Consider the following 24,633-nt stretch of genomic DNA (forward strand, 5'->3'; position numbering starts at 1 on the left):
CGCCCGGCGGTCTCAGATCAGAGGACGCCCTCGGCCGCTGCCGTGACGAAGGCCGCGAACGCGGTGGGCGCGACGGCGAAGACCGGGCCCTCGGGGTTCTTGGAGTCCCGGACGGCGATCCGGCAGGGCTGGGAGGCGACCTCGATGCAGTCGCCGCCGGTGTCGGAGCTGTAGGACGACTTGCGCCAGGCGGCTGCACCGAGGGGGGCGCACTCGATGCAGTCGCCGCCGGTGTCGCCGCTGTAGGACGACTTACGCCATCGTGCGCCCGTCAGGGTCTGGATGATGTCCATACCGTTCCTCCATTACGCGGGCGATCAGTGCGGCCGAGTCCTCCACGGAGCGGGCGGCGGCCTGCAAGTGATCGTAACGGAGCGAACCCTCCCTGAGGGCCTGCGGATTGGCCGTCATATGGCCCTGGACGAAGTCCTCCGTGTAGACCAGATCGGGATCGTCCTCGAACCGCAGCAGATTGAACGTACCCGGCAGACCCGCGTGGGCACCCGCCCCGAAGGGCAGGATCTGCACCTTCACCCACTCCCGTCTGCGCAGACCCAACAGATGGGCGAGTTGGTTCCGCATGACGCGTCTGCCACCGACCTCCTGGTGCAGCACGGCCTCGCTCATCACCACCCAGCACAGGGGTGGGTGCTCGCGCTCCAGGATCCGCTGCCGCTCCATCCGGGCCGCGACCTTGGCGTCGAGCTGGTCACCGTTACGCACCCCCAGCACTGCCCGGGCGTAGTCCTCCGTCTGTAAGAGCCCGTACACCAACTGGGCCTGGAACGTGGAGATGTACGCCGCTTTCGCCTCCATCTCCGCATACGCCTGGAACCACGCCGGCAGCTGGCTCCTCAGCACCAGCCCCACCAGCCGCGAGAACACCCCGCCCGTCCCCAGCGCCGCGTCCACCCGCTCGCTGAAGTCCCGCGTCGGCACCTTCCGTGCCGTCTCGATCTGGCCGATGAGCGACGCCGTGCAGAAGACGCAGCCGCCCAGCTCACCCTGCTTCAGCCCGGCCTCCTCCCGCAGCCGTCGCAGCTCCGAGCCGTAGTAGTCCAGCGGCGATGCGCTCGGATCGAGGTCACGGATGTTGGCCATGGGCGGTCCCCCAAGCTCATGCTCGTGCAAGCTCACGCCGTACGGCGTTCGTTTCGGTACGTAGCCGAGCGTAATCGGCTCACTGCACGCTGGTGACATGAATCACGTAACTGACCCCTCACCAGCGGACCTTGTGGGCTGCTACCGCCTGGGCCTCACCGTCGGTGACCATTCGGCCCGGCATCTGCGACGCATCCTGCGGATGTTCCTGGCCCGCTGGGACCTGGCCGAGCTGTCGGATCCGGCCGAGCTGGCGCTGACCGAGCTGGTCGCGAACGTCGTCCGGCATGTGCCCGGCAGGCGGTGCACCACGCTGATCCTGCGGCGGCCGGAGGGGCTGCGGGTCGAGGTCGCCGACGGCTGCCCGCGCCCGGCCGGGCCCGTGCGGGGCGGGGATGTGCTCGGCGAGGGCGGACGGGGGCTGCTGCTCGTCGACGCCGTGACGGACCGGTGGGGCACGGTGGAGCTGCCGGACGGCAAGACGGTCTGGTTCGAGTGCGACGCGAAGCCCTGATCCGCCTGCGCCTACGATGTGACCGCCCCGTACGGGCTCGGCACGCGCCCGTACGCCTTCTTACGACGTCCGGCACACCTGCCGGAGCCCGGAGGAACCCCTTATGGCCCCCGCCGTCCCCAAGCCGGAGATCCTCGCCGCCTTCGAGGCCGCCAAGGGCTTCATGCCCGCGCACGAGGGCCTGGCCCTGTATGCGGCCGCGGCCGAGGCCGGGGCGCTGGGACTCCCCCTGCTGGAGGTCGGGACCTACTGCGGGCGTTCCACCATCCTGCTGGCGGACGCGGCACGTGAGGCCGGGACCGTGGCCGTCACCGTCGACCACCACCGCGGCAGCGAGGAGCAGCAGCCCGGCTGGGACTACCACGATCCGACCGTGGTGGACCCGGAGGTGGGGCGCATGGACACCCTGCCGACCTTCCGCCGGACGCTGCACCGGGCGGGCCTCGAGGACCATGTGATCGCCGTCGTCGGGCGCTCGCCGCAGGTCGCGAGGGTATGGGGCGGGCAGGTCGGGCTGGTCTTCATCGACGGCGGGCACACCGACGAGCACGCCACGAACGACTACGAGGGCTGGGCGCCGCACGTCGCCGAGGGCGGGCTCCTCGTCATCCACGACGTGTTTCCCGACCCGGTCGACGAATGGACCGGTCAGGCCCCGTACCGCATCTACCTCAGGGCACTCGCGTCGGGCGCCTTCACCGAGGTGTCCGCGACCGGCTCACTGCGTGTCCTGAGGCGCACGGGGCAGGGCGTCTGAGGCCACCGGACTAGCATCACGACGTGCCGACGAACGTGCCGACCGATCTGCCGTACGACGCGAGCCGGACCGCTCCCCGCAGCCGTCCCGCCCGCGTCGGCACCCTCCTCATGGGCGCCGCCCTCGCGGCGGTCTGCGTGTCCGGATGCGCCGGAGGCCCCGGAGCGGACAAGAATCCGAAACCGCCGGCCGGGCCGGGTGACGCCTCCTCGCCGGCGACGCAGCCGGGCGGCCCGTCGAGCGGTCCTTCCGCAGGCGGCCGCCCCCTCGCCGGGAAGACCGTCGTCGTCGACCCCGGGCACAACCCGGGCAATGCCGAGCACGCCCGCGAGATCAACGAGCTCGTGGACATCGGAACCAATCGCAAGGAATGCGACACCACGGGCACGTCCACCAACGACGGTTACACCGAGGCCGAATTCACCCTCGATGTTTCACACCGTCTTCGCACCCTGCTGGAGAAACAGGGCGCAACCGTACGATTCACCCACGACAACGACCGCCCCTTCGGCCCCTGTGTGGACGAGCGGGCCCGCATCGGCAACGAGGCCGCCGCCGACGCCGTGGTCTCGGTGCATGCCGACGGCTCCGCGAGCGGGAACCGCGGGTTCCATGTGATCCTCCCCGCCCCGGTGAAGAAGGACGGTGCGGACACGACGAAAATCGTCGGCCCCTCGCGCCTCCTCGGAGAGCGCATCGCCGGGTCCTTCGCCCGTGTCACGGGCACCGCACCCTCCAACTACATCGGAAAGGGCACCGGGTTGGACGTACGAAAGGACCTCGGCGGACTCAATCTGTCGACGGTTCCGAAGGTGTTCGTCGAATGCGGGAACATGCGTGACAAGAAGGACGCGGCGCTGCTGAAGAGTCCGGAGTGGCGACAGAAGGCGGCGCAGGGAATCACTCAAGGCATCAGCACCTACCTGCTCGGGTAGATGCGGCAGGCGATAGATTCGTCCGTACGATGAGGGCAACCCCCCGACTTCGCGCCGTGCACCGCCGACCGGCGGCACCGACGACCGCCCGACGAGACGCAACCGACTAAGGACCTACACGTGAACATCCGCTCCCTCACTCGAGGCGATGGCGTGGTGATCGGAGCAGCGGTGGTGCTGTTCATCGCCTCGTTCCTCAACATCGCCGAATGCTCCGGCTCCGTGTGCGACGTCGTGCCCAACACGTGGGAGCTGTCCTACCTGGGCTGGGGCACCTACTTGCTTGGCGTTGTCGGGGCCGCGCTGATCGTCGTCTCGCACGCACTGCCGCAGCCTCGCAAGATCGCCGGTCTCGACCTGGCCCAGGCCGGCACCGTCCTCACGATCGCCACGGCCTGGCAGCTCCTCATGTGGATCTTCGAGGCGGACGGTGCGGGCAGCGCCCTCATCCTCGGCCTGATCGCCGCACTGCTTCTCGCCGCCGGCGCCATCGCCACTCCCCTGGTCCCCGCCCTCAAGGCCCCCCTCATGCCCGCCCCGCGTCCGGCGGCCCCCCAGCCCTACGGCGGCCAGCCGCAGGGCGGTTACGGATACCCGGCCGGCCAGCCGGGCCAGCAGCAGCCCTATGGCGGCCAGCCGGGCCAGCAGCAGCCGTACGGCGGCCAGCCGGGGCCCCAGCAGGGCCAGCCTCAGCAGGGCGGCCCCGCCCCGGCCGGCGATTTCGCGCCGTTCTGGTTCGCGGTGCCGGTGGCCCGTCCGCTGTACGCGGAGGACGGCTCGCCGACCCCGATCGCGGAGCTCGCGCCCGGCACCTGGTACCTCGCGGTCGAGCAGCGCGGTCCCGCCCTGGTGGCACAGACGCAGGACGGCCGACGCGGCGTCCTGCAGGACACCACCGGCATCCAGCGCGGCTGATCGACGGCACGCAGGCATCCACCGGCCCCTCGCCCTTCCGGGCGGGGGGCCGTTGCCGTACAGTCGCCGCACACCCGTGAACTGACAGTCCGTCAGAAAGGTGATGGGGCATGCGGCTGGGACTCGCACTCGGCTACTGGGGGCGCGGCCCGAACCCCGCCCATCTCGACCTGGCCCGCGAGGCCGAACGCCTCGGCTACGACTCCGTCTGGACCGCCGAGGCCTGGGGGTCCGACGCGTTCACCCCGCTGACCTGGATCGCCGCGCACACCACCCGCATCAGGCTGGGCACCGCCGTGGCCCAGATGGCCGCCCGCACCCCCACCGCCACCGCGATGCACGCGCTCACCCTCGACCACCTATCCGGCGGCCGGATGCTGCTCGGGCTCGGACTGTCCGGGCCGCAGGTCGTGGAGGGCTGGTACGGGCGCCCGTTCCCGAGGAGCCCGCTGACCGCGACCCGTGAGTACGTGGACGTCATCCGCCAGGTCCTGCGCCGTGCGGGCCCCGTCGAACTCGCCGGCCGCTTCCACACGCACCCGTACACGGGCGACGACGGCACCGGCCTCGGCAAGCCGCTCAAGCCGATCACCCATCCCCTGCGCAGCACCCTGCCCGTCCTCCTGGGCGCCGAGGGGCCGAAGAACATCGTCCAGACGACACGGATCGCCGACGGCTGGCTGCCCCTCTACTGGTCACCACTGCGGACGGACGTGTACCAGGCGTCCCTGGAACAGGTCCCGCCCGGATTCATGATCGCGCCCATGGCGCGGGCCGCCGTCTGCGACGACGTCGCCGAAGGGCTGCTGCCCGTCAAGGCGATGCTGGGCTTCTACATCGGAGGCATGGGCCACGCCGCCCGCAACTTCCACGCCGACCTGATGGCGCGCATGGGGTACGAGGACGAAGCCCGGCACATCCAGCGGCTGTTCGCCGAGGGCCGGCGCGAGGAGGCGGTGCTCGCCGTCCCGGACGCCTTCGCCGACGAGATCTCGCTCATCGGACCGCGTGAACGCATCGCCGAACGGCTGGAGTTGTGGCGCAAGGGACCGGTCACCGATCTGCTGGTGACGGCTCCCGACCCGAGCACCCTGCAGGTACTGGCCGAGCTGAACGGGTAGGGCGTCCCCTCCGGACAGCCGGCAGTAGGCCGGCAACTGCCCGGCCCGCACTTCGAGCTGGTGCGCCGCCGCCTGGCAGAGCCCTGACCCGGCCGCTGCACCGGGTCGGTGGCGGTGCGCAATCCCGCGGGCAGGAAGGGGAACCTCCGGCTTGCGCAACGCATCTCCACGGGCGTCGTCGTCCCCGCGCACCGGGGCGTGAATCCGGTCGTCAGTGAGGGGTACGGGATGTTCGGCACAGGTGGGGCGGCCGAGTTGACCATCGTGGTGATCGGGCTGCTGTCCATCGCCCTGGGGGTCGTCGGGCTCGTCCTCATGGTCCGGAAGGGTGCGGAGAACAGACGGATCCTGCGGGAAGGGCTCGTGGCGGAGGCCCGGTGCCTGGACACGTATGTGGTGCACAACCGCTCCTCGGACGGTCACGGGTACAGCCAGCGGCGTCTGGTCCTGGGGTTCGTCACGTCCGACGGGCGGGATGTGCGGGCCGAGATGGCTGCTGTTGTGCCGTACGCGGTGGGGGACATCGTGCCGGTGCGGTATCGGCCGGAGCGCCCCGAGCAGGTCGTACCCGCCGGGGCATCGCCCGGGCTGGACTTCGCCTCGTGCCTGACCGGCGTGGTGATGCTGGTCTTCATCTGCGTGGGGCTCTACTTCGCGGTGACCGGCCTCGGTCTTGTCCTGGGTACGGACGGGTCGGCCGACGACGGCGGGATCGTTCCGGACACGGGGGAGTACCAGACCGTCGAGCCGTAGGTCCGACCGGCCGCGCCGCCCGTCCCCAGCTGGATTCCCCGGTCTCCGGGGGACAGCCCCACCTGTGTTGTCATGCCTGCCGCATGGGATCGAGCCGTTCGCTCAACCACCCTTGGATCATGACGACTTACCGAAGCAAGGCCCTTGCCCTCATCCTCTCCGCGGCTGCGGTCGCGACCGGACTGACCGCATCGGTCACCCCAGCGGCCCACGCGGGAACGTCGGCCGGGTCCGCCTCCGTACCCGCACTCGACTGGCGGCCCTGTGCCAAGGCGGACGGTCCGGCCGGCCAGGAGTGCGCGGTCCTGCCCGTACCGGTCGACTACCGAGACCCTGACGGTCCCCGGTTGGACCTCGCCGTGTCCCGTATCCGCAGCGACCGGCCCTCCGCGCGACGCGGAGTCCTGCTGGTGATCGCCGGTGGCCCGGGGAGCTCCGGGGTGCGGCGGCTGACGGACAAGGGCAGAGCACTGGCCGCACAGCTGGACGGCGCGTACGACCTCGTGAGCTTCGATCCACGCGGAGTGGGAGGCAGTACGAAGGCGGGCTGCGGGCTCGACGAGGGCGACCGCCGGCTGGTGACCCTGCGGTCCTGGCCTGGGCCGGGCGGCGACATCACGGAGAACGTCGCCCGCGCCCGGCGGACCGCCGAGGCCTGCGACCGCAACGGGGGCGAGGTGCTGCGCAGCCTGGGCAGCGAGAACCAGGTGCGGGACATGGACCGCTTGCGACAGGCGCTGGGCGAGGAGAAGGTGTCAGCCTGGGGCAGCTCGTACGGGGCCTACGTCGCCGCCGTGTACGCGCAGAAGCACCCCCGGCACACCGACCGCTGGGTTCTGGACAGCACCGGCGACCCGGACCCGGAGCGGGTCGGGCAGGGCTGGCTGGAGAACATGTCCAGAGCCGCGCACGAGAGGTTCCCGGACTTCGCCGCCTGGGCTGCCAAGCCTCCGGCCCCCTACGAGGACCTGCGGCTGGCCCGGCGCGGCGAGGAGGTGCTGCCGCTGGTGCTCGCCCTGGCCGCAGAGCTGGACCGCGTTCCGAAGGCGACGCAGACGCCGGGTGTTCCGCTCACCGGCACCATGCTGCGACAGGCGGTTCAACAGGCCCTGTACAGCGATGGATCGTTCCCCCGGCTGGCCCGGCTGATCCGGGCGGCCGGGCACCCCGATGGCAAGCCCGCCCTCCCCGACGAACTGGCGCATCCCCTGCCGGACTCCGACGCTGCGGTCTCGGTCGCCGTGATCTGCAACGACGTGCGCTGGCGCGGAACGACCGCCTCGCACCGGCGCGCCGTCGCCGTCGACCGGGCCCGGTACCCGCTGACGGCCGGGATGCCGGCGAACATCACCCCGTGCGCCTTCTGGAAGGACGCCCCGGTGGACAAGCCGACCCGGATCACTTCGAGGGGCCCGTCCAACATCATGATGATCCAGAGCCTTCACGACCCGGCCACCCCGTACTTCGGCGCCCTGAGAATGCGCCGTGCCCTCGGCGACCGCGCCCGCCTGGTGACGGTGGAACAGGGCGGGCACGGCGTGTACCTGGGCAACGGCAACGCCTGCGGCGACCGGAGGGTCACCGAGTTCCTGGTGACGGGCGAGCGGCCGCGGCAGGACACGCACTGCGCGAACTGAGCCGTGGCCGTGCCGGGGCCGCGCGCAAGGCCGCTCTCACCCGCCGCTGAGCTGGGCGACCGACGGCACCTTGTCCTTGACCTCGGCACCGGCGCTGCTGCCCGCGCTCTTGACGTTCTGGATGACGTTCTCGAGGGAGGCGATGTCGGCGTCGCCCGCCTGGCCCTTGCGCAGTTTGGTGCCCAGGGACTTCAGCGACTCGATACCGGCGGTGATCGGCGCCATCGCCTTCGACAGCAGCGGGTCGCCCTTGGCGTTGTTCGCGGCCGCCTTGAGCCTGTTGTACGCGAACGCGCCCGCCAGACCGGCCTTCACCAGAGCGGCCTTCTGGCCGTCCGCGCCCTTCTTGAACTTGCCCGCGCGGTACGGCTTGACGATCCACTGGTACGTCGCGCCGGCCGCGAGACCGGCATTGGCGACGAAGCGCGTCTTGGCGAACTTCTGTGCCGACGCCGAGCCGGTCGGCGTCGGCGAGCCGCCTGCCTCGCTGTCGCCACCGCATGCGGTGGCGGTGACCAGCAGGGCGCAGCAGAGCATCAGCGCCACCGCCGTGCGGCGTACCGCCGCAGGAACCGAACCCGGAGTGGGCATGGCAGACCTCCTGACCTCCCCGAGACTCTCGGGTCAGCCTCACCCCGGCTCCCCCGTTCCGCCACCCGGGCGACGCCGAACGGGTTTCGTTCAACAGGAAACGGCAAACCGATGGCTATGTCTCTCCGACGAAGCAGTGGTACGCATCAGGCTGCGACGGTCGTCTCCGTCGTGGCCGACGTCATGGCCGGAATCATCGGTCTGTGGATCCTGATGTACCTGCTCGACGCGAACCGGGGAAACGACCTGGTGGTCTTCATCCAGGACGTGGCCCGCTGGCTCGCCGGCTGGTCGCACGATCTCTTCACGTTCGACGAGAGCTGGGCGCGGGTCGTGGCGGGCTACGGTCTGGCCGCGGTCGTGTACGTCTTCGTCGGACACGCCGTGGCCGGCCGTCTGCGCCGACACTGACCCGCCGGTTCCCCCTGCCGGCGGCCTACTGGCAGCACTCGGGGTCGAGCCCCCGCGGCAGCCTCTCGCCGCCGAACACCGCGGTGGTCGCCTCGTCCCCTCCCAGGGCGGCCACCGCCAGCAGCAGCGAGCCAGCCGTCCAGGTGGTGAGCTCCTCGGGCCACATGGCCCGGTTGCCCTCGAAGACGTAGCCCGTCCAGTACATGCCGTCCTCGGCGCGCAGATGCTGGATCGACTGGAGGATCTCCAGCGCCCGGTCGGACTCGCCCATCGCCCAGAGAGCGAGGGCCAGTTCGCAACTCTCACCGCCCGTCACCCACGGGTTCGGGAGCACGCAGCGGACGCCGAGCCCCGGGACCACGAACTCGTCCCAGCGCTCCTCGATCCGCGCCTTCGCCCCGGCACCCGTCAGGGCGCCGCCGAGGACCGGGTAGTACCAGTCCATCGAGTAGTGCGACTTGTCGAGGAAGCGCTCGGGGTGGCGGCGTATCGCATGCCCGAGCGCGCCGGTCGCCAACTCCCAGTCCGGCTGCGGCTCCTCACGCTCCTCCGCGATCGCGAGGGCGCAGCGCAGAGCGTGGTGGACCGACGAACTGCCGGTCAGCAGGGCGTCGTCGACGGGGGTGCCGTCGTCCTCCCGCTTCCAGCCGATCTCACCGCCGGGCTGCTGCAGCCGCAGGACGAACTCGACGGCCGCGAACACGGCCGGCCACATCCGGTCGAGGAACGCCTCGTCGCCGGTGGCGAGATAGTGGTGCCAGACGCCGACCGCGATGTATGCGCAGAAGTTGGTCTCGCGGCCGCGGTCCGCCGGTTCGGCGGTGTCCACGCCGCTCTCCCGGTCCTGGTACGCGGCGTACCAGGAGCCGTCCGCGAGCTGATGCCGCGCCAGCCAGGCGTAGGCGCGGGCGGCGGCGTCGTGCTCACCCGCCGCGTCCAGGGCCATCGCCGCCTCGGTGTGGTCCCAGGGGTCGAGATGGTGCCCGCGGAACCAGGGGATGGCCCCGTCCGCGCGCTGCACGGCAAGGATTCCGGCGACGGTCTCGGCGGCCTGCTCGGCGGTCAGGACGCCGGGCAGGACGAGATGTTCGGTGCGGCCGGGGCCGCGCCACTGTGTGGTCACTTGGCGGCCGCCGCGCCGGGCTGCGAGTACCCCGTCAGCGACGGGGTGTGCGGCTTCGTGGCGTACGCGACGAAGCTCTTGCCGATCAGTGGATTGAGGGCGTTCTCGGCGACCCGGGTGGCGAGGGGCTTCTTCATGATGTCCCAGACCAGCAGCTTGTGGTACGCACGCACCGGAAGTGCCTTGTCGTTGTCGACGCCGAAGGCGCACTTGAGCCACCAGTAGGGCGAGTGCAGCGCATGCGCATGGTGCGTGCCGTACGGCTTGAGGCCCGCCTCCCGCATCTTCGCGAGGAGTTCATCGGCCCGGTAGATGCGGATGTGTCCGCCCTCGACCTCGTGGTACGCGTCCGAGAGCGCCCAGCAGATCTTCTCGGGACCGTAGCGGGGCACGGTGACCGCGATCCGTCCGCCCGGCTTGAGCACACGGACCATCTCCGCGAGCACGCCCTTGTCGTCGGGGATGTGCTCCATGACCTCGGAGATGATCACGACGTCGAAGGACTCGTCCGGGAAAGGGAGGTTGAGGGCGTCGCCCTCCATGGCGGTGGCCGTCGCCCCCTCGGGTGCCTCCCCGGCTTCCTTCATCGCCGCGAACCACTTGGCGACCTCGCGGATCTCGTCCCCGTTCCGGTCGAGCGCGACGACCTGTGCGCCGCGCCTGTAGCACTCGAACGCGTGCCGCCCGGCCCCGCAGCCCAGGTCGAGCACGCGGTCGCCAGGGGCGAGCGGGAAGCGGGAGAAGTCGACGGTCAGCACGGGGTCGGCCTGCCTTCGAGGTCGGAGTTGCGGGTCACACCTGCGGCCGCGGAGCGGCCGTCGAACCCGAGCGCGCAGCGCTCGGTGGCCGGGGGCACGGAGCCCACGGCCGGATCCTGGGCCTCTAGGGGCGCCGCGGAGCGGAGGAGGATCACCGCGGACCCCCGGTGGCCGCCCGCGCGGCGATCGCCTCGCGGTACAGCTCCGCCGTGCCCTGGGCGGCACGCGCCCAGGTGAAGCGGCTCAGCACCCGCTCCCGTCCCGCCGAACCGATGCGGAGGCGCAATGCCCCGTCGCCCAGCAGTCGGCCGAGCGCTGCGGCGAGTGCCCCCGGGTCGCCCGGAGGCACCGCCAGGCAGGTCTCTCCGTCGGGGCCGGCGACCTCCGGGATCGCCCCGCCGGTCGTGGCGACGAGCGGGGTGCCGGTGGCCATGGACTCGGCGGCCGGCAGCGAGAAGCCCTCGTACAGCGACGGTACGCAGGCCACCTGTGCGCTGCGGACGAGGTCCACGAGTTCCGCGTCGGAGATGCCCTTGACGAACCGGACGGCGTCCGCCAGCCCGTGCCGTTCGATCATCCGCGCCACGGGCCCGTCCTCGGCGCGCTTGCCGACGACGACGAGGTGGGCGTCCGGGTGCTCGACGCGGAGCTTGGCGAGCGCCTCGACGAGGAACACGAGTCCCTTGAGCGGGACGTCCGCGCTGGACGTGGTCACGATCCGGCCGGGCACTTCCGCGACCGCGGGGTCGGGCGAGAACAGATCCGTGTCCGCGCCGATGTGCACGACCCGTACGCGTTCCGGGCGGACGCCGAGGTGCTCGACGATCTCCTGCTGCGAGGTGCCCGAGACCGTCAGCACGGACGGCAGCCGCCGCGCGACCCGCTTCTGCATGCGTGTGAAGCCGTACCAGCGCCGCACCGACAGCCGCTTGCGCCAGTCGGCCGCCGCGTCGAGCTCCAGCTGCCGGTCGACGGTGATCGGGTGGTGGATGGTGGTGACGAGGGGGGCGCCGATGTCGCCGAGCAGCCCGTACCCCAGTGTCTGGTTGTCGTGGACGACGTCGAACTCCCCGCGCCGCGCGGCAAGATGGCGTCGCGCACGCAGCGAGAAGGTGAGCGGCTCCGGGAAGCCTCCGGTCCACATCGTGGCGACCTCGAGCCGGTCGACCCAGTCCCGGTACTCGTCCCGCCCGGGCGTGCGGAACGGGTCTGGCTGCCGGTACAGATCGAGGCTGGCCAACTCGGTGAGCGGCACCCCCTCGTCGAGCACGGGGTACGGCTGCGCGCCGATCACTTCCACGCTGTGGCCGAGCCGGGAGAGCTCCCTCGACAGGTGCCGTACGTACACACCCTGGCCGCCGCAGAACGGGTTGCCCTTGTAGGTGAGGAGAGCGATGCGCAGCGGTCGGTCACCGGCGCCGGTGGCACCCGGACGGGGCCCGGCAGCTATGGCCTCAGCGGTCACTCACGGCCCCCTTCTCACTGCGACTTCTGCCGGAGCGTAACCGCTCGCGCTAATCTAGAACAAGTTACAGACTTGATCGTTCTTGATCGTTCAAGGAGCATCGAATCTACCGGCAGGTAGCCCTGCTGTAAGGCCTGGATCAGGTGATTCACGCCACGGCGGACACCCCTGCCATGCTGTGCCGTCCGGAGCCCAGGGGAACGGGAGACATGACCGCGGAAGTCAAGGCAGCCATTCCGGCCTCCCCTCCCCTCACGGAGCGCCAGGAGGCCCGGCGACGCCGCATCCTGCACGCCAGCGCCCAACTGGCCAGCCGGGGCGGTTTCGACGCCGTGCAGATGCGCGAGGTCGCCGAGGCGGCGGGAGTCGCACTGGGCACGCTGTACCGGTACTTCCCGTCGAAGGTCCATCTGCTGGTCGCCACGATGCAGGACCAGCTCCAGCATCTGCACACCACGCTGCGCAAGCGGCCCCCGGCCGCGGACGGCCCGGCCGAGCGGGTCGCCGAGACGCTCATGCGGGCCTTCCGGGCGCTGCAGCGCGAACCGCATCTCGCGGACGCGATGGTGCGGGCACTGACCTTCGCCGACCGCAGCGTCAGCCCCGAGGTGGACACGGTCTCCCGGCAGACGACGGCGATCATCCTCGACGCGATGGGCTTGGACAACCCGACTCCCGAGCAGCTGTCCGCGGTCCGCGTCATCGAGCACACCTGGCACTCGGCACTGATCACCTGGCTCTCGGGGCGCGCCTCGATAGCCCAGGTGAAGATCGACATCGAGACGGTGTGCCGGCTGATCGACCTGACCGGCCCGGGGCGGCAGACCCGTCAGCACACCGGCTGAAGCCCGCTCCAGCTCCGCCCGATCGCCACGGCCCCCGCCCAGCGGTCGAGCAGCCTGCGCGCGTCCTCCTCCGGCGCCCCGAGCGCGATCTCCTGGGCTCCCGCGTGCACACCGCCGCCGCCCTCGTAGGCGATGCTGCCCTCGCTGCAGCACGCGCAGTGCACGACGAAGCTGCTCTTGGGTTCGGCGCCCAGGCCCTCCTGCGCGAACAGTTCCACCAGCGCGTGGACGTCGGCGACCTCCCCCGCGTTCACGGTCACTTCCCACGTGGGAAGTGAGGAGGGCTCGAAAAGGACCAACTCGTCGAAGACACTGATGCTCCGCCCCTGGACGACGCGCTCGCCCTTCGGCTCCCCGTCGTGCACGACGACCTCGCCGAACCGCCGCCCGCTGCTGACGGGAACGCTGACCACCCGGGCCCGGGTGGGGCAGAGCCGCTGCGCCCACACGACCTCCTGCTCGCCGTCCGTGTCCAGCCGTACGCACGCCATGCCGAACGCACCGTCGACGTCGACCGGCCCCTCGCCCCCGGGCAGGGGGATGCCGTACCCCTCCCAGGCGTCGCGCGCGACTGCCCATTCCCTGAGGATGGTGGCCGCGATGCCCAGGTTCCAGAAGGCCGGGTCGTTCTCGCCACGCGGCGACCGGGCGGCGGCCTCACGCCCGAGTTCGTACGCCTTGGGCCAGTTCCGCAGCATCTTGTACGCGAGCGCCGCGTCGTACCACCAGACGGCACTGAGCCGCTCGTCCGGGTAGTGGGTGAGCACCTGCTCGTAGGTCCGGGCGCACTCCTGCCACTCCTCGGACTCGAATGCCTTCTCGGCACTCTTCAGCAGCCGCTCGGCCTCGGACTTCTCCACCACTGCCCACCCTGGTCGCCACTACCGGACCGCAGGAGGCTACTCCTCCGGCGGGAACACGGCCTCGCCCGTGTCCGGAAGGGTGATCAGGATCGCCTCGACCGGGCAGCCCTCCGCCGCGGCGAGGATCTGCTCGTTGGCGTCGGTGTCGCCCGCCTGCGGGTGCGACTGGCGGGCCGAGTCGAGCGTGAAGCCGTCCGGCGCGTGGTTCACGCACATTCCGGAGCCGATGCAGACGCCCCGGTCCACCTCGACGTGCCAGCGGTCGCCCATCAGCTCTCGCTCCCGTACCCGCCGGGCAGATGGATCATCTTGTGCTCGAGATACGAGCCGTACCCCTCGGGCCCGAACTCCCGTCCCAGGCCGGAGTCCTTGTAGCCGCCGAACGGCCCGAGCATGTCCAGGCTGAAGGTGTTGACGTTGTACGTCCCCGTCCTGATCCGCCGTGCGAAGTCGATGCCGCGCTCGACGTCGGCCGTCCAGACGCTGCCGCTGAGCCCGTAGTCGGAGTCGTCGGCGATCCTGGCCGCCTCGCCCTCGTCCCCGTACGGAAGCAGGCAGATGACCGGCCCGAAGATCTCCTCGCGGGCGATCCGCATGGAGTTGTCGACGCCACCGAAGAGGGTCGGCTCGACGTACCAGCCGCGGTCGAGACCGGCCGGACGCCCGCCGCCGGTGAGGATCTTCGCACCTTCCTCCTGGCCGATCCTGATGTAGTCGAGGGACCTGCGCTGCTGGCGCTGCGCGACCAGCGGGCCGACCTGTGTCGCCGGGTCCAGCGGATCCCCCACCACCAGTGCGCCCGCCGCGGCGGCGAAGGCGTCGGCGATCTCGTCGTAGCGGGAGTGCGGGACCAGGATCCGGGTCTGGGCCACGCACGCCTGTCCGTTGTTCATCCAGGCCGCGGGCACGATGCCCTGGACGGCCGCCTCGAGATCGGCGTCCGGAAGGATCACGGCTGCGGACTTTCCGCCCAGCTCCAGCGTGACGCGGGTGAGATTGCGGGCGGCGACCTCCATCACGCGCCTGCCCGCGGCGACCGAGCCCGTGAACGACACCTTGTCGACGCCCGGGTGCCCCACCAGGTATTCACTGACCTCGCGGTCCGCGGGCAGGATCGACAGCACACCCTCCGGCAGTCCCGCCTCGCGCGCGATGTCGGCCAGGATGTAGGCGTCGAGCGGTGACTCGGGCGACGGTTTGAGGACGACCGTGCAGCCGGCGAGGAGCGCGGGTGCGAGCTTGGCCGCGGCGACGAACTGCGGGACGTTCCACGGCACGACGGCCGCGACGACCCCGACCGGCTCCCGCCGTACGAGGATCGGCCCGAGGACGCCGTCGCGCCGCTCCTCGTGGGTGAAGCTGCGGGCGACGGTGATGGCCGCGTCCCACACCATCATCGCGCCGAGCGCCTGGGCCAGGACGCTCCAGGAGTACGGGGACCCGTTCTGCGAGCTGATCGACCGGGCGATCTCCTCGTGCCGCACTGCTATCGCGTCCTTGATCCTGCCGACGACCTCGATCCGCTCCTGGAGCGTCGTCCGCGGCCAGGGTCCCTCGTCGAACGCGGCACGCGCCGCCGCGACCGCGCGGTCGACGTCGGCCTCACAGGCGTGCGGAACACGTCCGATGACCTGCTCGGTGTGCGGGGAGACCACCTCGATGGTGTCCGTGCCCAGGGGATCCACCAACTCCCCGCCGATGAACAGCCTTCCGTGCTCGACCAGCTCGGTCATGACGCCGCCTCCCGTGCACCGGCGATCCCGCCGGAGGTCTCAAGGGGAATCCTCTGACACTGCCTCAGAACTGATACCAGTTCTAGTTCGAGTACGCCATACTCGGAACCGAACCGGCCCCCACCAGCGGCTTTGCCCCTGACGGAACACGCCGCCCCGCCCGGAAACGCCCTGCGCCGCACACCGGCAGCGGCTTGGACCGGGACGACCCTGCCGCATCACCCAGGGCGCGCCCTATGCTGCGGGGATGATCAAACCCATCGAACTGGTGATATTCGACTGCGACGGAGTGCTGGTCGACAGCGAGCCCATTGCCGTACGCGTCTCGGTCGCTCTGGGAGCGGAGCTGGGATGGCCGCTCACCGAGGACGAAGTCATCGACCGGTTCGTCGGACGCTCCAACGCCTCCATTCACGAACAGATCGCCGCCCGGCTCGGCGACGAGACGGCCACGGTCTGGGAGAAGCGGTTCGTGCAGCTCCACCGTGAGGCGGTGGATGCCGGTCTGTCCCCCGTCGAGGGACTGCCGGAGGCGCTCGAAGCCATCACCCTGCCGACCTGTGTCGCCTCGAGCGGCTCGCACGAGAAGATGCGCCACACACTCGGCCACACCGGTCTGTACGCCCGCTTCGCGGGTCGCATCTACAGCGCCACCGAAGTCTCCCGCGGCAAGCCGGCCCCGGACCTGTTCCTGCACGCCGCACGGCAGATGGGCGTCGATCCCGCGGCGTGTGCGGTGGTCGAGGACAGCCGGCCCGGCGTCCTGGCCGCTCGCGCCGCGGGCATGACGGCCTTCGGCTACGCCGGGGGACTGACCCCTGCCGAGCGGCTCGAGGGCACGGACACGGTCGTCTTCCATGACATGCGCGAACTGCCCGGTCTCCTGACCGCAGGCTGACGTTCGCCCTGCGCCCCGGCCGCAGGATGACCCTCCCCCGGCGCCGGACGGGGCCTCGCCCTGGTGGCGGCGGCATCCCCGCGGCGTCGCCGCGGTCGTCACCAGGGGGACGCCCTGGTACCGCCTCCCCTGCGACCCCGGCGGCGCACCGGGGGTCGACGTCACGGTGAGCGCCGGGAAATCCCGGTACCCGGACGTGGTCCGGACCGCCGAGGACGTTGACCCGCCGGTGCGCGCGTACGTCCGACGGCTCAGGCCCGCGGATCCCGCGGGACTGTCCCGGCTCGCGGGCCCGCGCACGCACGGCCGGGGGGACGCGGAGCGGTTCGTCCGTGCCAACGCCGCGGGCGCCAGGGGCCGTGTCGATGTCACCGTGCAGGAGAGTGTGGTGCCCTGCTTCACCGGGGTGACCCTCTCGTACGAGGGGTAGCCGACGAAACGCCGCTCGTGGAGTGACGAAAACATGCGTCGCTGAGCGACCGGGTTGGTCTCGCCTGACCGTTTCCTGTGTCGCTGGGGCTTGAGCATTCTCATCGCCACGGGGGCGGGCACTGCTCAGGCTCACGTAGCCTCGCGCCTTGTGAAGTTCATACGAACGGTGTCGGGCTCTTCGCGGCTCAGGTGGGCCAGTAGCAGCGTGTCGCGCTCTCAGGCGGTGGCTCTCGACCGCCTTCGGGATTTGATCGAGACAGGCCGGTACGAGGAGGCCGAGGCCGAGGCGAAGGCGCTTGCGGCCGCGGCGCGGCATGGCTGGGGCAGGAGCCTCACTGCGGTGTGGTTGGCCAGGGCCTTGGGTACGGCGGCGGCCGTCGCTCACGGGCGCGGGGCGGGTGTGCTGGTCGAGATGGACGCTTTGATCGCGGAGTGGGAGCAGACGGTGGGCCCGGATCGGGTACTGCTGCTGGGCGTCAGGTCATGCCGAGCGCTGGTTCTCATCCGTCAGGAGAGGTACACGGAGGCAGAGGACGAGGCGGATGACGTTCTGCGCGCCGTGACCCGTCTCGCGCATCTCGCCGAGGTGTGGCATGTGGAGCTGGCCACTCTGGCCAGGTTGGCAATGGCCTTGTGCGGGCAGGGCCGCCACAAGGAAGCCGAGGCCATAGCGCGTGGCAACCTGCCTCGGGCCGAGGGAGAGACGGCCACCGCCCTGCACTGTGTCCTGGTGGGCAGCTTGAACGGGCAGGGACGCTACGAGGAGGCTCTGGCCGAGGCTCGTCGGCTCACCCTGCCTTCGGCTCGCTCCGGCAGTGGGTCCCTGGACATCGTTACGGCCACGTCCTTCCTCGGTCTGGGCCGCCGCGCCGAGGCGGAAGCCACGGCTCGTCGGGCGCTGACCGCCTGCGAGCAGTTCCTGCATCCGGACCACCCGCGCATCCAGGAGGCCCGTGCGCTGCTGGCCCGTACCACCACCGAGGGTCCGCTCCCTTGACGAGGCCTCACGCCAGCGGAGCACCGCCGTGCGGAAGCCGGATTCTCCGTGCTCAACGGCGGGATCCGTACGTGGCGAGAGACACTGACCGTTTCCGCAGGTCGGAGGTTTCCGTCGTTGCGCACGAGAGGACGGGGCAACTGCAGGACCTCCGGCCGCTCCGCGACGACGGCACCTGGCGGATCACCCTCGGGGAAGAAGACCCCGCCGCAGGCAACTGACGCACCGTCAGTTCTGGGTACAGTGAGCAGTGCTCGTACCGCGCAGGGGAGACGAGGTCGTATGCCACAGGTGACGGAGCACGGCGGAGGGGTCTGGTCGCTCCAGGTCCCCATCCCGGACAACCCCCTCGGCCACACCCTGGTCCATGTCCTCGACACGGGCCGTGGTCCCGTACTCGTCGACACGGGCTGGGACGACCCGGCCTCCTGGACCGCCCTCACCGACGGCCTGGCCGCGCTCGGCACCTCGGTCGCCGACATCCACGGCGTCGTCATCACCCACCACCACCCCGACCACCACGGGCTGTCCGGCCAGGTGCGCGAGGCGTCGGGTGCGTGGATCGCGATGCACGCCGCCGACACCGCCATCGTGCGCCGCACCCGCGCGGCCCGACCGGGCGCCTGGCTCGGCTATCTCGCCGACCGGCTCTCCGCCGCCGGCGCCCCCGACGAGCACCTGGCCCCGCTGCGGGCGGCCCGCACCGGGGGCCGGATGCGGACCCTGCCCGGCCTCGGAGCCGCCCTGCCCGACCGTGAGATCGTCCCCGGCGAGCTGCTCGACCTGGCGGACCGCCGGCTCCGTGCGATATGGACGCCCGGCCACACCCCCGGCCATGTCTGCCTCCACCTGGAGGAGGGCCATCCGGCAAACCTCCCGGGTCACGGCCGCCTCTTCTCCGGCGACCATCTGCTTCCCGGCATCTCCCCGCACATCGGCCTGTACGAGGACCCTGAGGACTCCACCGTCACCGACCCTCTCGGTGACTACCTCGACTCCCTGGAACGCATCGGCCGCCTCGGCGTCGCCGAGGTCCTTCCGGCCCACCAGCACGCGTTCACCGACGCCCCGGCCCGGGTGCGTGAACTGCTCGTCCACCACGAGGCCCGGCTCACCGGGCTGCTGGCACTGCTCAGGACCCCTCTCACACCCTGGCAGCTCGCCGAGCGCATGGAGTGGAACCGCCCCTGGGACCGGATCCCTTACAGCTCACGGAACATTGCCGTCTCGGAGGCGGAGGCCCACGTTCGCCGACTGGTGAAGCTGGGCCGCGCGGAGGCCGTGCCGGGCAGCGCGCCCGTGACCTACGTGGCGGTGTGACCGGGGCGGGAGCAGGCCGGGATGTGACCTACGCCCCGGCATCCGGCCAGGGGCCGGGCGGCTACGGGCCGGTAGAGTGAGCGGGTCGTCATCAAGCCCGTACGAGGGGAAGCCGGTGCGAATCCGGCACTGACCCGCAGCCGTGAACCGCCTTCGCAGGCGGCCAGTCGGAATGCCTCGTACCGGGACATGACCGGCTCCTGCCGTCGGAAACCCGACGACAGAGGCACCGTCGAGGTATACGGGGCCGGAGCCTGGTGCCTCAGCGCGCCTGTGCCCGGCTCCCCCGCAGGAGAGGCACCCGCCATGACCGTTCGCCGCAGCACCGCCGTGCTCGTCGCCGCTTCCGCCGTGCTCCTGGGAGCCGTGGCCGGCGCCCCGGCCGCCACCGCCGCGCCCTCGCCCTCGCCTTCTCCGGTGATCCCGTCCGGGCTGTTCGGCACCAAGGACCCGACCTACGACGGCGTCTGGCGGCAGTCGCTGGCCCTGCTCGCCCAGGACGCGGTCAAGGAGGTGCCCTCGGCGAAGGCCGTGGACTGGCTGACCGGGCAGCAGTGCACCAACGGCGGCTTCGCCTCCTACCGTGCGGACGCCTCCAAGCCGTGCGACGCCAAGACCATGCTGGACACCAACGCCACCGCCGCCGCGGTACAGGCCCTCACCGCACTCGGCGGACACAAGGACGAGGCCGGGAAGGGCCTCGACTGGCTGAGGTCCGTGCAGAACGCGGACGGCGGCTGGAGCTACAACCCCGGGATGCCCTCCGACGCCAACTCCACCGCGATCGTCATCGGCGCCTTCGCGGCGGCGGACGCCCGGCCGGCGACGATCACGTCGGACAGCGGCAGGACGCCGTACGACGCGCTCGTGTCGTTTGCGATCCCGTGCGCGGACAAGCAGGGCGGCGGGGCGTTCGCGTACCAGCCGGACAAGGCGGGCAAGCTGCTCGCCAATGGCGACGCCACCGCGGCGGCCGTGCTCGGCGGCCTCGGCCGGGGCATGGTCGCCAAGGGCCCGAAGCCCGGCGGAGCCCCGAAGTGCGAAACCCCGGCCAAGGCGACTCCCGAGCAGTCCGCCCGCAATGGCGCGGCCTACCTCGCGACGGCCCTGGCGAAGACCGGCCACCTCGACTCGGCGCCGATGCCCGGCGCCACCGACCCGGCCCCGCTGCCCGACTTCGGCAACACCGCGGACGCGGTCGTCGCGCTCGCCGCCGCCGGGCACAAGGACAAGGCCGCCGCCTCGGTCGCCTGGCTGGAGAAGAACTCCGCCGCCTGGGCGAAGGAGGGCGGACCGGCCGCCTACGCACAGCTCGTCCTGGCCGCGCACGCCTACGGTGCGGACCCGCGCGACTTCGGCGGTGCCGACCTGGTCCGGCAGCTGAACGCGACCGGCCCCGCCCCCGAGTCCACGGTCGCCCCGACCCCGGCCACGAACGGCGACGAGGCCGAGAAGGTCGGCGGGGACAGCGCCGGCATCTGGTGGGTCGTGGGTGCGGGTGTGGCGGCTGCCATAGGCTTCGGTTTCACGCTCACCGGCCGCCGGAAGAACAAGCAGTGACGGGCGGACGGTTCACGACGGCCCTGGTCCTGGCGCTGGGCACGGCACTGACGCTGCTGTTCGTCGCGTCGCCGGCGCAGGCAGCCGGCTACCGGTACTGGTCGTTCTGGCAGGCGGACGGCAAGGCGAAGAGCCCTTCCTGGACGTATGCGACGCAGGGCCCGGCCACCGCCCGGCCTGCGGACGGCGAAGTCACCGGCTTCCGCTTCTCGGTGAGCGCCGACTCCGCGGACTCGGCCAAGCCGCGAACCGTCCCCGACTTCACCGCACTGTGCGCGGACACTCCCGTGAAGCCTGGCACCAAGCGGGTGGGTGTAGTGATCGACTTCGGCACGCGCGAGGACGCGCCGCCCGGCGAGACCCCGCCCGCGCCGGACCGCCGCACCGCATGTGCCCAGGTCGACACCTCCGCCAGCAGCGCCGACGCGCTCGCCGCGGTCGCCAGGCCCCTGCGCTACAACCGCGATGCGCTGCTCTGCGCGATCTCCGGATACCCGAGGTCGGGCTGCGGTGAGCAGATCTCGGGCGACGCCCCGCCGGCGGAGCCGACCGGATCGGGGACGCCCGACGCGCAGGCCTCCGACAGTGCCGTGGAGGGCCCCGGCGAGGGCCCGTCGGTGGGCCTCTTCGTCGGCGCCGCGGCCGTTCTCGCGCTGGGTGCCGCGGCGTTCGTGCGGGCACGCCGCCGCCGCGGATGACCCCGGAGACTCCGCCGCAGGCCCCCCGCACCCCCGCCCGGCGGGGACCCGGGGGGCGACGGGCCGTGCCCGGGCCTGCCGCGGCTCCGGCCACGACCGGTCCGGGGGCACCGCCCGCCGGCAGCTCCGTCCTCCCGGGCACACGGGGGCGCGACGACGGCGACGCGCGCCGTCCGGGCCGCATCCGCGGTGCCCGCCGTGCGGCACCCGGCAGTGCGCTTCGCGCGCCGGAGGCGAGCCGCAGCAATGCCCTGCATGCCGGGGCCTGGTGGGTGTGGGCCATCGGGCTCGCGACCGCCGCGTCCCGCACCACCAATCCGCTGCTCCTCGGGCTGCTGGTCGCCGTGGCCGGGTACGTCGTCGCGGCGCGCCGCACCGACGCACCCTGGGCCCGCTCGTACGGCGCGTTCGTCAGGCTGGGCCTCTTCGTCCTGGCGATCCGGCTGGTCTTCTCGGTCGTGCTCGGCTCACCGGTCCCCGGTACGCACCTGTTGGTGACGCTGCCCGAAGTGCCCCTGCCCGACTGGGCCCAGGGCATCAGGCTCGGCGGCAGGGTGACGGCCGAGCAGCTGGTGTTCGCGCTGTACGACGGGCTGAAGCTGGCCACGCTGCTGATCTGCGTGGGCGCGGCGAACGCGCTGGCCAACCCGGCCCGGCTGCTGAAGTCCCTGCCGGCCGCCCTCTACGAAGCCGGCGTCGCCGTCGTCGTCGCGATGACGTTCGCGCCGAACATGGTCGCGGACGTGATGCGGCTGCGTACGGCACGAAAGCTGCGGGGCCGCCCCGGCGGCGGAATCAGGGCGATCGTCCAGATCGGCCTGCCGGTCCTGGAGGGTGCGCTGGAGCGGTCCGTCGCGGTGGCCGCGTCGATGGACGCCCGCGGCTACGGGCGCACGGCCACGGTTCCGCGCGCGGTCCGGCACACCACGGCCGCGCTCACCCTGGGAGGGCTGCTCGGGGTGTGCGCCGGTTCGTACGGACTGCTCGCGGCGGAGGGAGCCGGATACGGACTGCCGGTGCTGCTGGGCGGGTTCGCCGCGGCCATGGCCGGACTGTGGCTCGGTGGCCGGCGGCAGGTCCGTACCCGCTACCGCCCCGACCGCTGGGGCGTCCGCGCCTGGCTGGTGGCCGGGTCGGGCGTCGCGGCCGCGGCGCTGATGATCTGGGCGGGCACGTACGCCCCGGACGCCCTGCACCCCGGCGTCGTACCGCTGACGGCCCCGGCCCTGCCGCTGCTGCCCGCTGCGGCGGTCCTCGTGGGCCTGCTGCCCGCTCTCGTTGCTCCCGTACCGCCCAAGGAGTCCTCGTGATCCGCTTCGAGAACGTCTCGGTGACGTACGCCGACTCCGCGGCGCCCACCGTCCAGGGGGTCGACCTGACCGTCCCCGAGGGCGAACTGGTGCTGCTGGTGGGCCCGTCGGGCGCCGGGAAGTCGACGCTTCTGGGCGCGGTCTCCGGGCTGGTCCCGCATTTCACGGGCGGCACGCTCCGCGGCCGGGTCACGGTCTGCGGCCGGGACACCCGCACCCACAGGCCCCGCGAACTGGCCGACATCGTCGGCACGGTGGGCCAGGACCCGCTCGCCCACTTCGTCACCGACACGGTCGAGGACGAGCTGGCCTACGGGATGGAGTCCCTGGGTCTGGCCCCCGGGGTGATGCGCCGCCGCGTCGAGGAGACCCTGGACCTCCTCGGCCTCGCCGAACTGCGCGACCGCCCGATCGCCACCCTGTCCGGCGGCCAGCAGCAGCGCGTGGCGATCGGCTCGGTCCTCACCCCGCACCCCAGGGTGCTCGTCCTCGACGAACCGACGTCGGCCCTCGACCCCGCGGCCGCGGAGGAGGTCCTGGCCGTCCTCCAGCGCCTGGTGCACGACCTCGGCACGACGGTCCTCATGGCCGAGCACCGCCTGGAGCGCGTGGTCCAGTACGCGGATCAGGTCATCCTCCTACCGTCCCCTGGCGCGGCACCGGTGATGGGCTCCCCGGGCGACATCATGGCCGTCTCCCCGGTCCACCCTCCGGTGGTCGCCCTCGGACGCCTGGCCGCATGGACCCCGCTCCCCCTGTCGGTCCGCGATGCCCGCCGCAGGGCCACGGCACTCCGGGAACGCCTCTCGGGGGAGACCCCGCCGGCCCCGGGCGCCGCCGATGCCCGGCCCGCGCACCCGCCGCTTGCGGCACGGCCCGCCGCCGAGGACGCGCCCGGCGGGCCGGGACCGGATTCCACCGCCGACGGGGCCGAGCCCGCAGGGACCGCCGATGCGGGGCACCGCACTGCAGCGGACCGGGCAGGCATCACGACGGCCCCGGCGGCGGACCCGGCAGCGGGAAAGCGGGCCACGGCTCCGAGAGGCCATGGGCTGCGGGCCGCGATCGCCCGGTTCCGGGGCCGGGCCGGTGCGGCGGAAGGCTCCGCCGCCACCGTGCCCGCCCCCCTCGTCGCCGTCGGTGTGGACGGACTCTCCGTGCGCCGCGGCCGGACCGAGGCCCTGCGCGCGGTCCGGCTGGACGTGCGCGCCGGGGAGACCGTTGCGCTCATGGGGCGGAACGGGGCCGGGAAGTCGACGCTGCTGAGCACACTCGTCGGAATGGTCGAGCCCACCTCCGGCAAGGTCCTCGTGGGCGGCCGGGTGCCGTACCGGACCCCGCCCCGTGAGCTGATCCGCGAGGTGGGGCTGGTGCCGCAGGAGCCCCGCGATCTGCTGTATGCGGACACCGTGGCCGCCGAATGCGCCGCCGCCGACGCGGATGCGGGTGCGGAGCCCGGGACCTGCCGGGCACTCGTCGGCGCGCTGCTGCCGGGCGTGCCGGACGGCACGCACCCCCGGGATCTCTCCGAGGGCCAGCGTCTCGCGCTCGCCCTTGCGCTCGTGCTCACCGCCCGGCCCCCGGTGCTGCTGCTCGACGAGCCGACCCGTGGTCTGGACTACGCGGCCAAGGCCCGCCTCGTCGGCATCCTGCGGGACCTCGCCGCCGAGGACCACGCCATCGTCCTGGCCACCCACGACGTGGAACTCGCGGCCGAACTCGCGCACCGGGTGGTGATCCTCGCGGACGGCGAGGTCGTCGCGGACGGCCCGACCGCCGATGTGGTCGTGTCGTCCCCCGCCTTCGCACCGCAGGTCGCCAAGATCCTCGCTCCGGAGCCCTGGCTGACCGTCGCCCAGGTGGAGGAGGCCCTGTGAGCATCCACCCCGCCGGCCA

At 72.0% G+C, this 24,633-nt stretch carries 26 protein-coding genes and 1 riboswitch; of the genes, 17 read left to right on the forward strand and 9 right to left on the reverse strand.

What is annotated here, in order from left to right; translation table 11 throughout:
- Nucleotides 1-17 precede the first annotated feature (17 nt).
- Both AC068D_RS05235 and AC068D_RS05240 read right to left on the reverse strand, forming a co-directional pair.
- A complete protein-coding gene (locus tag AC068D_RS05235) occupies nt 18-293 on the reverse strand; it encodes a DUF397 domain-containing protein (protein ID WP_478821596.1) in 276 nt (91 codons plus the stop codon).
- Nucleotides 253-1,101, reverse strand: a complete 849-nt coding sequence (locus AC068D_RS05240; protein ID WP_478821597.1) for a helix-turn-helix domain-containing protein — start codon at nt 1,099-1,101, stop codon at nt 253-255. Before AC068D_RS05240 ends, AC068D_RS05235 begins: the two co-directional genes overlap by 41 nt.
- A 97-nt stretch (nt 1,102-1,198) precedes the next feature.
- Here AC068D_RS05240 and AC068D_RS05245 point away from each other — a divergent pair, with 97 nt between their 5' ends.
- From AC068D_RS05245 to AC068D_RS05275, 7 genes are all read left to right on the forward strand, one after another.
- Nucleotides 1,199-1,615, forward strand: a complete 417-nt coding sequence (locus tag AC068D_RS05245; protein ID WP_478821598.1) for an ATP-binding protein — start codon at nt 1,199-1,201, stop codon at nt 1,613-1,615.
- A 103-nt stretch (nt 1,616-1,718) separates the two neighbouring features.
- Nucleotides 1,719-2,372 carry a class I SAM-dependent methyltransferase gene (locus AC068D_RS05250; protein WP_478821599.1) on the forward strand — a complete coding sequence of 218 codons (654 nt, stop codon included), beginning with the start codon at nt 1,719-1,721 and terminating at the stop codon, nt 2,370-2,372.
- 47 nt (nt 2,373-2,419) lie between these two features.
- The gene (locus AC068D_RS05255; RefSeq protein ID WP_478822014.1) at nt 2,420-3,307 is read left to right on the forward strand and encodes an N-acetylmuramoyl-L-alanine amidase; all 888 of its coding nucleotides are present in this window, start codon (nt 2,420-2,422) and stop codon (nt 3,305-3,307) included.
- A gap of 120 nt (nt 3,308-3,427) precedes the next feature.
- The gene (locus AC068D_RS05260) at nt 3,428-4,222 is read left to right on the forward strand and encodes a hypothetical protein (protein WP_478821600.1); all 795 of its coding nucleotides are present in this window, start codon (nt 3,428-3,430) and stop codon (nt 4,220-4,222) included.
- A 110-nt stretch (nt 4,223-4,332) separates the two neighbouring features.
- Nucleotides 4,333-5,343 (forward strand): LLM class F420-dependent oxidoreductase, encoded by a 1,011-nt coding sequence (locus AC068D_RS05265; protein ID WP_478821601.1) that lies wholly within the window; start codon nt 4,333-4,335, stop codon nt 5,341-5,343.
- A gap of 228 nt (nt 5,344-5,571) precedes the next feature.
- Entirely contained in the window at nt 5,572-6,096 is a 525-nt protein-coding gene (locus AC068D_RS05270; protein WP_478821602.1) for a DUF3592 domain-containing protein, read from the forward strand.
- Between the two features lie 119 nt (nt 6,097-6,215).
- The gene (locus AC068D_RS05275; RefSeq protein ID WP_478821603.1) at nt 6,216-7,733 is read left to right on the forward strand and encodes an alpha/beta hydrolase; all 1,518 of its coding nucleotides are present in this window, start codon (nt 6,216-6,218) and stop codon (nt 7,731-7,733) included.
- Nucleotides 7,734-7,769: 36 nt separating this feature from the next.
- Here AC068D_RS05275 and AC068D_RS05280 read toward each other — a convergent pair whose 3' ends face one another.
- On the reverse strand, nt 7,770-8,324 hold the full coding sequence (locus tag AC068D_RS05280) for a hypothetical protein (protein ID WP_478821604.1): 555 nt from the start codon (nt 8,322-8,324) through the stop codon (nt 7,770-7,772).
- Nucleotides 8,325-8,441: 117 nt separating this feature from the next.
- Here AC068D_RS05280 and AC068D_RS05285 point away from each other — a divergent pair, with 117 nt between their 5' ends.
- Nucleotides 8,442-8,735 carry a hypothetical protein gene (locus AC068D_RS05285; RefSeq protein ID WP_478822015.1) on the forward strand — a complete coding sequence of 98 codons (294 nt, stop codon included), beginning with the start codon at nt 8,442-8,444 and terminating at the stop codon, nt 8,733-8,735.
- A 25-nt stretch (nt 8,736-8,760) separates the two neighbouring features.
- Here AC068D_RS05285 and AC068D_RS05290 read toward each other — a convergent pair whose 3' ends face one another.
- The 3 genes from AC068D_RS05290 to AC068D_RS05300 all read right to left on the reverse strand — a co-directional run bounded on the left by AC068D_RS05290 (nt 8,761) and on the right by AC068D_RS05300 (nt 12,081).
- Nucleotides 8,761-9,858: a prenyltransferase gene (locus AC068D_RS05290; RefSeq protein WP_478821605.1), complete on the reverse strand. Its 1,098-nt coding sequence runs from the start codon at nt 9,856-9,858 to the stop codon at nt 8,761-8,763.
- Complete coding sequence (locus AC068D_RS05295) at nt 9,855-10,616, reverse strand: class I SAM-dependent methyltransferase (protein ID WP_478821606.1); 762 nt, start codon at nt 10,614-10,616, stop codon at nt 9,855-9,857. The genes AC068D_RS05290 and AC068D_RS05295 overlap by 4 nt, the downstream gene beginning before the upstream one ends.
- A 151-nt stretch (nt 10,617-10,767) precedes the next feature.
- Nucleotides 10,768-12,081, reverse strand: a complete 1,314-nt coding sequence (locus AC068D_RS05300; RefSeq protein ID WP_478821607.1) for a glycosyltransferase family 4 protein — start codon at nt 12,079-12,081, stop codon at nt 10,768-10,770.
- Nucleotides 12,082-12,290: 209 nt separating this feature from the next.
- On the opposite strand from AC068D_RS05300, the gene AC068D_RS05305 reads away from it, so the two are divergent.
- A complete protein-coding gene (locus tag AC068D_RS05305) occupies nt 12,291-12,926 on the forward strand; it encodes a TetR family transcriptional regulator (protein ID WP_478821608.1) in 636 nt (211 codons plus the stop codon).
- Here the strand turns inward: AC068D_RS05305 and AC068D_RS05310 are convergent.
- The 3 genes from AC068D_RS05310 to AC068D_RS05320 are packed head-to-tail and all read right to left on the reverse strand — an operon-like array spanning nt 12,911 to nt 15,522.
- Nucleotides 12,911-13,786, reverse strand: a complete 876-nt coding sequence (locus AC068D_RS05310; protein WP_478821609.1) for a tetratricopeptide repeat protein — start codon at nt 13,784-13,786, stop codon at nt 12,911-12,913. The two genes, AC068D_RS05305 and AC068D_RS05310, sit on opposite strands and share 16 nt — an antisense overlap.
- 39 nt (nt 13,787-13,825) lie before the next feature.
- Nucleotides 13,826-14,059, reverse strand: coding sequence for a ferredoxin (locus AC068D_RS05315; protein ID WP_478821610.1), 234 nt, complete (start codon nt 14,057-14,059; stop codon nt 13,826-13,828).
- Nucleotides 14,059-15,522 carry an aldehyde dehydrogenase gene (locus AC068D_RS05320; RefSeq protein ID WP_478821611.1) on the reverse strand — a complete coding sequence of 488 codons (1,464 nt, stop codon included), beginning with the start codon at nt 15,520-15,522 and terminating at the stop codon, nt 14,059-14,061. The genes AC068D_RS05315 and AC068D_RS05320 overlap by 1 nt, the downstream gene beginning before the upstream one ends.
- A gap of 247 nt (nt 15,523-15,769) precedes the next feature.
- Between AC068D_RS05320 and AC068D_RS05325 the strand changes: the two genes are divergently transcribed.
- From AC068D_RS05325 to AC068D_RS05360, 8 genes are all read left to right on the forward strand, one after another.
- On the forward strand, nt 15,770-16,420 hold the full coding sequence (locus AC068D_RS05325; protein ID WP_478821612.1) for an HAD family hydrolase: 651 nt from the start codon (nt 15,770-15,772) through the stop codon (nt 16,418-16,420).
- Between the two features lie 229 nt (nt 16,421-16,649).
- Nucleotides 16,650-16,850 (forward strand): hypothetical protein, encoded by a 201-nt coding sequence (locus tag AC068D_RS05330; protein ID WP_478821613.1) that lies wholly within the window; start codon nt 16,650-16,652, stop codon nt 16,848-16,850.
- 207 nt (nt 16,851-17,057) lie between these two features.
- The gene (locus tag AC068D_RS05335; RefSeq protein WP_478821614.1) at nt 17,058-17,849 is read left to right on the forward strand and encodes a tetratricopeptide repeat protein; all 792 of its coding nucleotides are present in this window, start codon (nt 17,058-17,060) and stop codon (nt 17,847-17,849) included.
- Nucleotides 17,850-18,131: 282 nt separating this feature from the next.
- Complete coding sequence (locus tag AC068D_RS05340) at nt 18,132-19,169, forward strand: MBL fold metallo-hydrolase (protein WP_478821615.1); 1,038 nt, start codon at nt 18,132-18,134, stop codon at nt 19,167-19,169.
- Between the two features lie 106 nt (nt 19,170-19,275).
- Nucleotides 19,276-19,346: riboswitch (cobalamin riboswitch) on the forward strand.
- A 129-nt stretch (nt 19,347-19,475) separates the two neighbouring features.
- On the forward strand, nt 19,476-20,729 hold the full coding sequence (locus AC068D_RS05345) for a prenyltransferase/squalene oxidase repeat-containing protein (RefSeq protein WP_478821616.1): 1,254 nt from the start codon (nt 19,476-19,478) through the stop codon (nt 20,727-20,729).
- Nucleotides 20,726-21,427, forward strand: a complete 702-nt coding sequence (locus tag AC068D_RS05350; protein ID WP_478821617.1) for an SCO2322 family protein — start codon at nt 20,726-20,728, stop codon at nt 21,425-21,427. Before AC068D_RS05345 ends, AC068D_RS05350 begins: the two co-directional genes overlap by 4 nt.
- A 65-nt stretch (nt 21,428-21,492) precedes the next feature.
- Nucleotides 21,493-22,737, forward strand: coding sequence for an energy-coupling factor transporter transmembrane component T (locus tag AC068D_RS05355; protein WP_478821618.1), 1,245 nt, complete (start codon nt 21,493-21,495; stop codon nt 22,735-22,737).
- Nucleotides 22,734-24,614: an ABC transporter ATP-binding protein gene (locus AC068D_RS05360; protein ID WP_478821619.1), complete on the forward strand. Its 1,881-nt coding sequence runs from the start codon at nt 22,734-22,736 to the stop codon at nt 24,612-24,614. Before AC068D_RS05355 ends, AC068D_RS05360 begins: the two co-directional genes overlap by 4 nt.
- Nucleotides 24,615-24,633: the final 19 nt, after the last annotated feature.

Source organism: Streptomyces sp. NPDC043861 (assembly GCF_056435905.1).

Excerpts from the sequence above, each read along its gene's own strand:
- AC068D_RS05235 (WP_478821596.1), bottom strand. The coding sequence starts at position 293 with ATGGACATCATCCAGACCCTGACGGGCGCACGATGGCGTAAGTCGTCC.
- AC068D_RS05240 (WP_478821597.1), bottom strand. The coding sequence starts at position 1,101 with ATGGCCAACATCCGTGACCTCGATCCGAGCGCATCGCCGCTGGACTAC.
- AC068D_RS05245 (WP_478821598.1), top strand. The coding sequence starts at position 1,199 with ATGAATCACGTAACTGACCCCTCACCAGCGGACCTTGTGGGCTGCTAC.
- AC068D_RS05250 (WP_478821599.1), top strand. The coding sequence starts at position 1,719 with ATGGCCCCCGCCGTCCCCAAGCCGGAGATCCTCGCCGCCTTCGAGGCC.
- AC068D_RS05265 (WP_478821601.1), top strand. The coding sequence starts at position 4,333 with ATGCGGCTGGGACTCGCACTCGGCTACTGGGGGCGCGGCCCGAACCCC.
- AC068D_RS05270 (WP_478821602.1), top strand. The coding sequence starts at position 5,572 with ATGTTCGGCACAGGTGGGGCGGCCGAGTTGACCATCGTGGTGATCGGG.
- AC068D_RS05275 (WP_478821603.1), top strand. The coding sequence starts at position 6,216 with ATGACGACTTACCGAAGCAAGGCCCTTGCCCTCATCCTCTCCGCGGCT.
- AC068D_RS05280 (WP_478821604.1), bottom strand. The coding sequence starts at position 8,324 with ATGCCCACTCCGGGTTCGGTTCCTGCGGCGGTACGCCGCACGGCGGTG.
- AC068D_RS05285 (WP_478822015.1), top strand. The coding sequence starts at position 8,442 with ATGTCTCTCCGACGAAGCAGTGGTACGCATCAGGCTGCGACGGTCGTC.
- AC068D_RS05305 (WP_478821608.1), top strand. The coding sequence starts at position 12,291 with ATGACCGCGGAAGTCAAGGCAGCCATTCCGGCCTCCCCTCCCCTCACG.
- AC068D_RS05315 (WP_478821610.1), bottom strand. The coding sequence starts at position 14,059 with ATGGGCGACCGCTGGCACGTCGAGGTGGACCGGGGCGTCTGCATCGGC.
- AC068D_RS05320 (WP_478821611.1), bottom strand. The coding sequence starts at position 15,522 with ATGACCGAGCTGGTCGAGCACGGAAGGCTGTTCATCGGCGGGGAGTTG.
- AC068D_RS05325 (WP_478821612.1), top strand. The coding sequence starts at position 15,770 with ATGATCAAACCCATCGAACTGGTGATATTCGACTGCGACGGAGTGCTG.
- AC068D_RS05340 (WP_478821615.1), top strand. The coding sequence starts at position 18,132 with ATGCCACAGGTGACGGAGCACGGCGGAGGGGTCTGGTCGCTCCAGGTC.
- AC068D_RS05345 (WP_478821616.1), top strand. The coding sequence starts at position 19,476 with ATGACCGTTCGCCGCAGCACCGCCGTGCTCGTCGCCGCTTCCGCCGTG.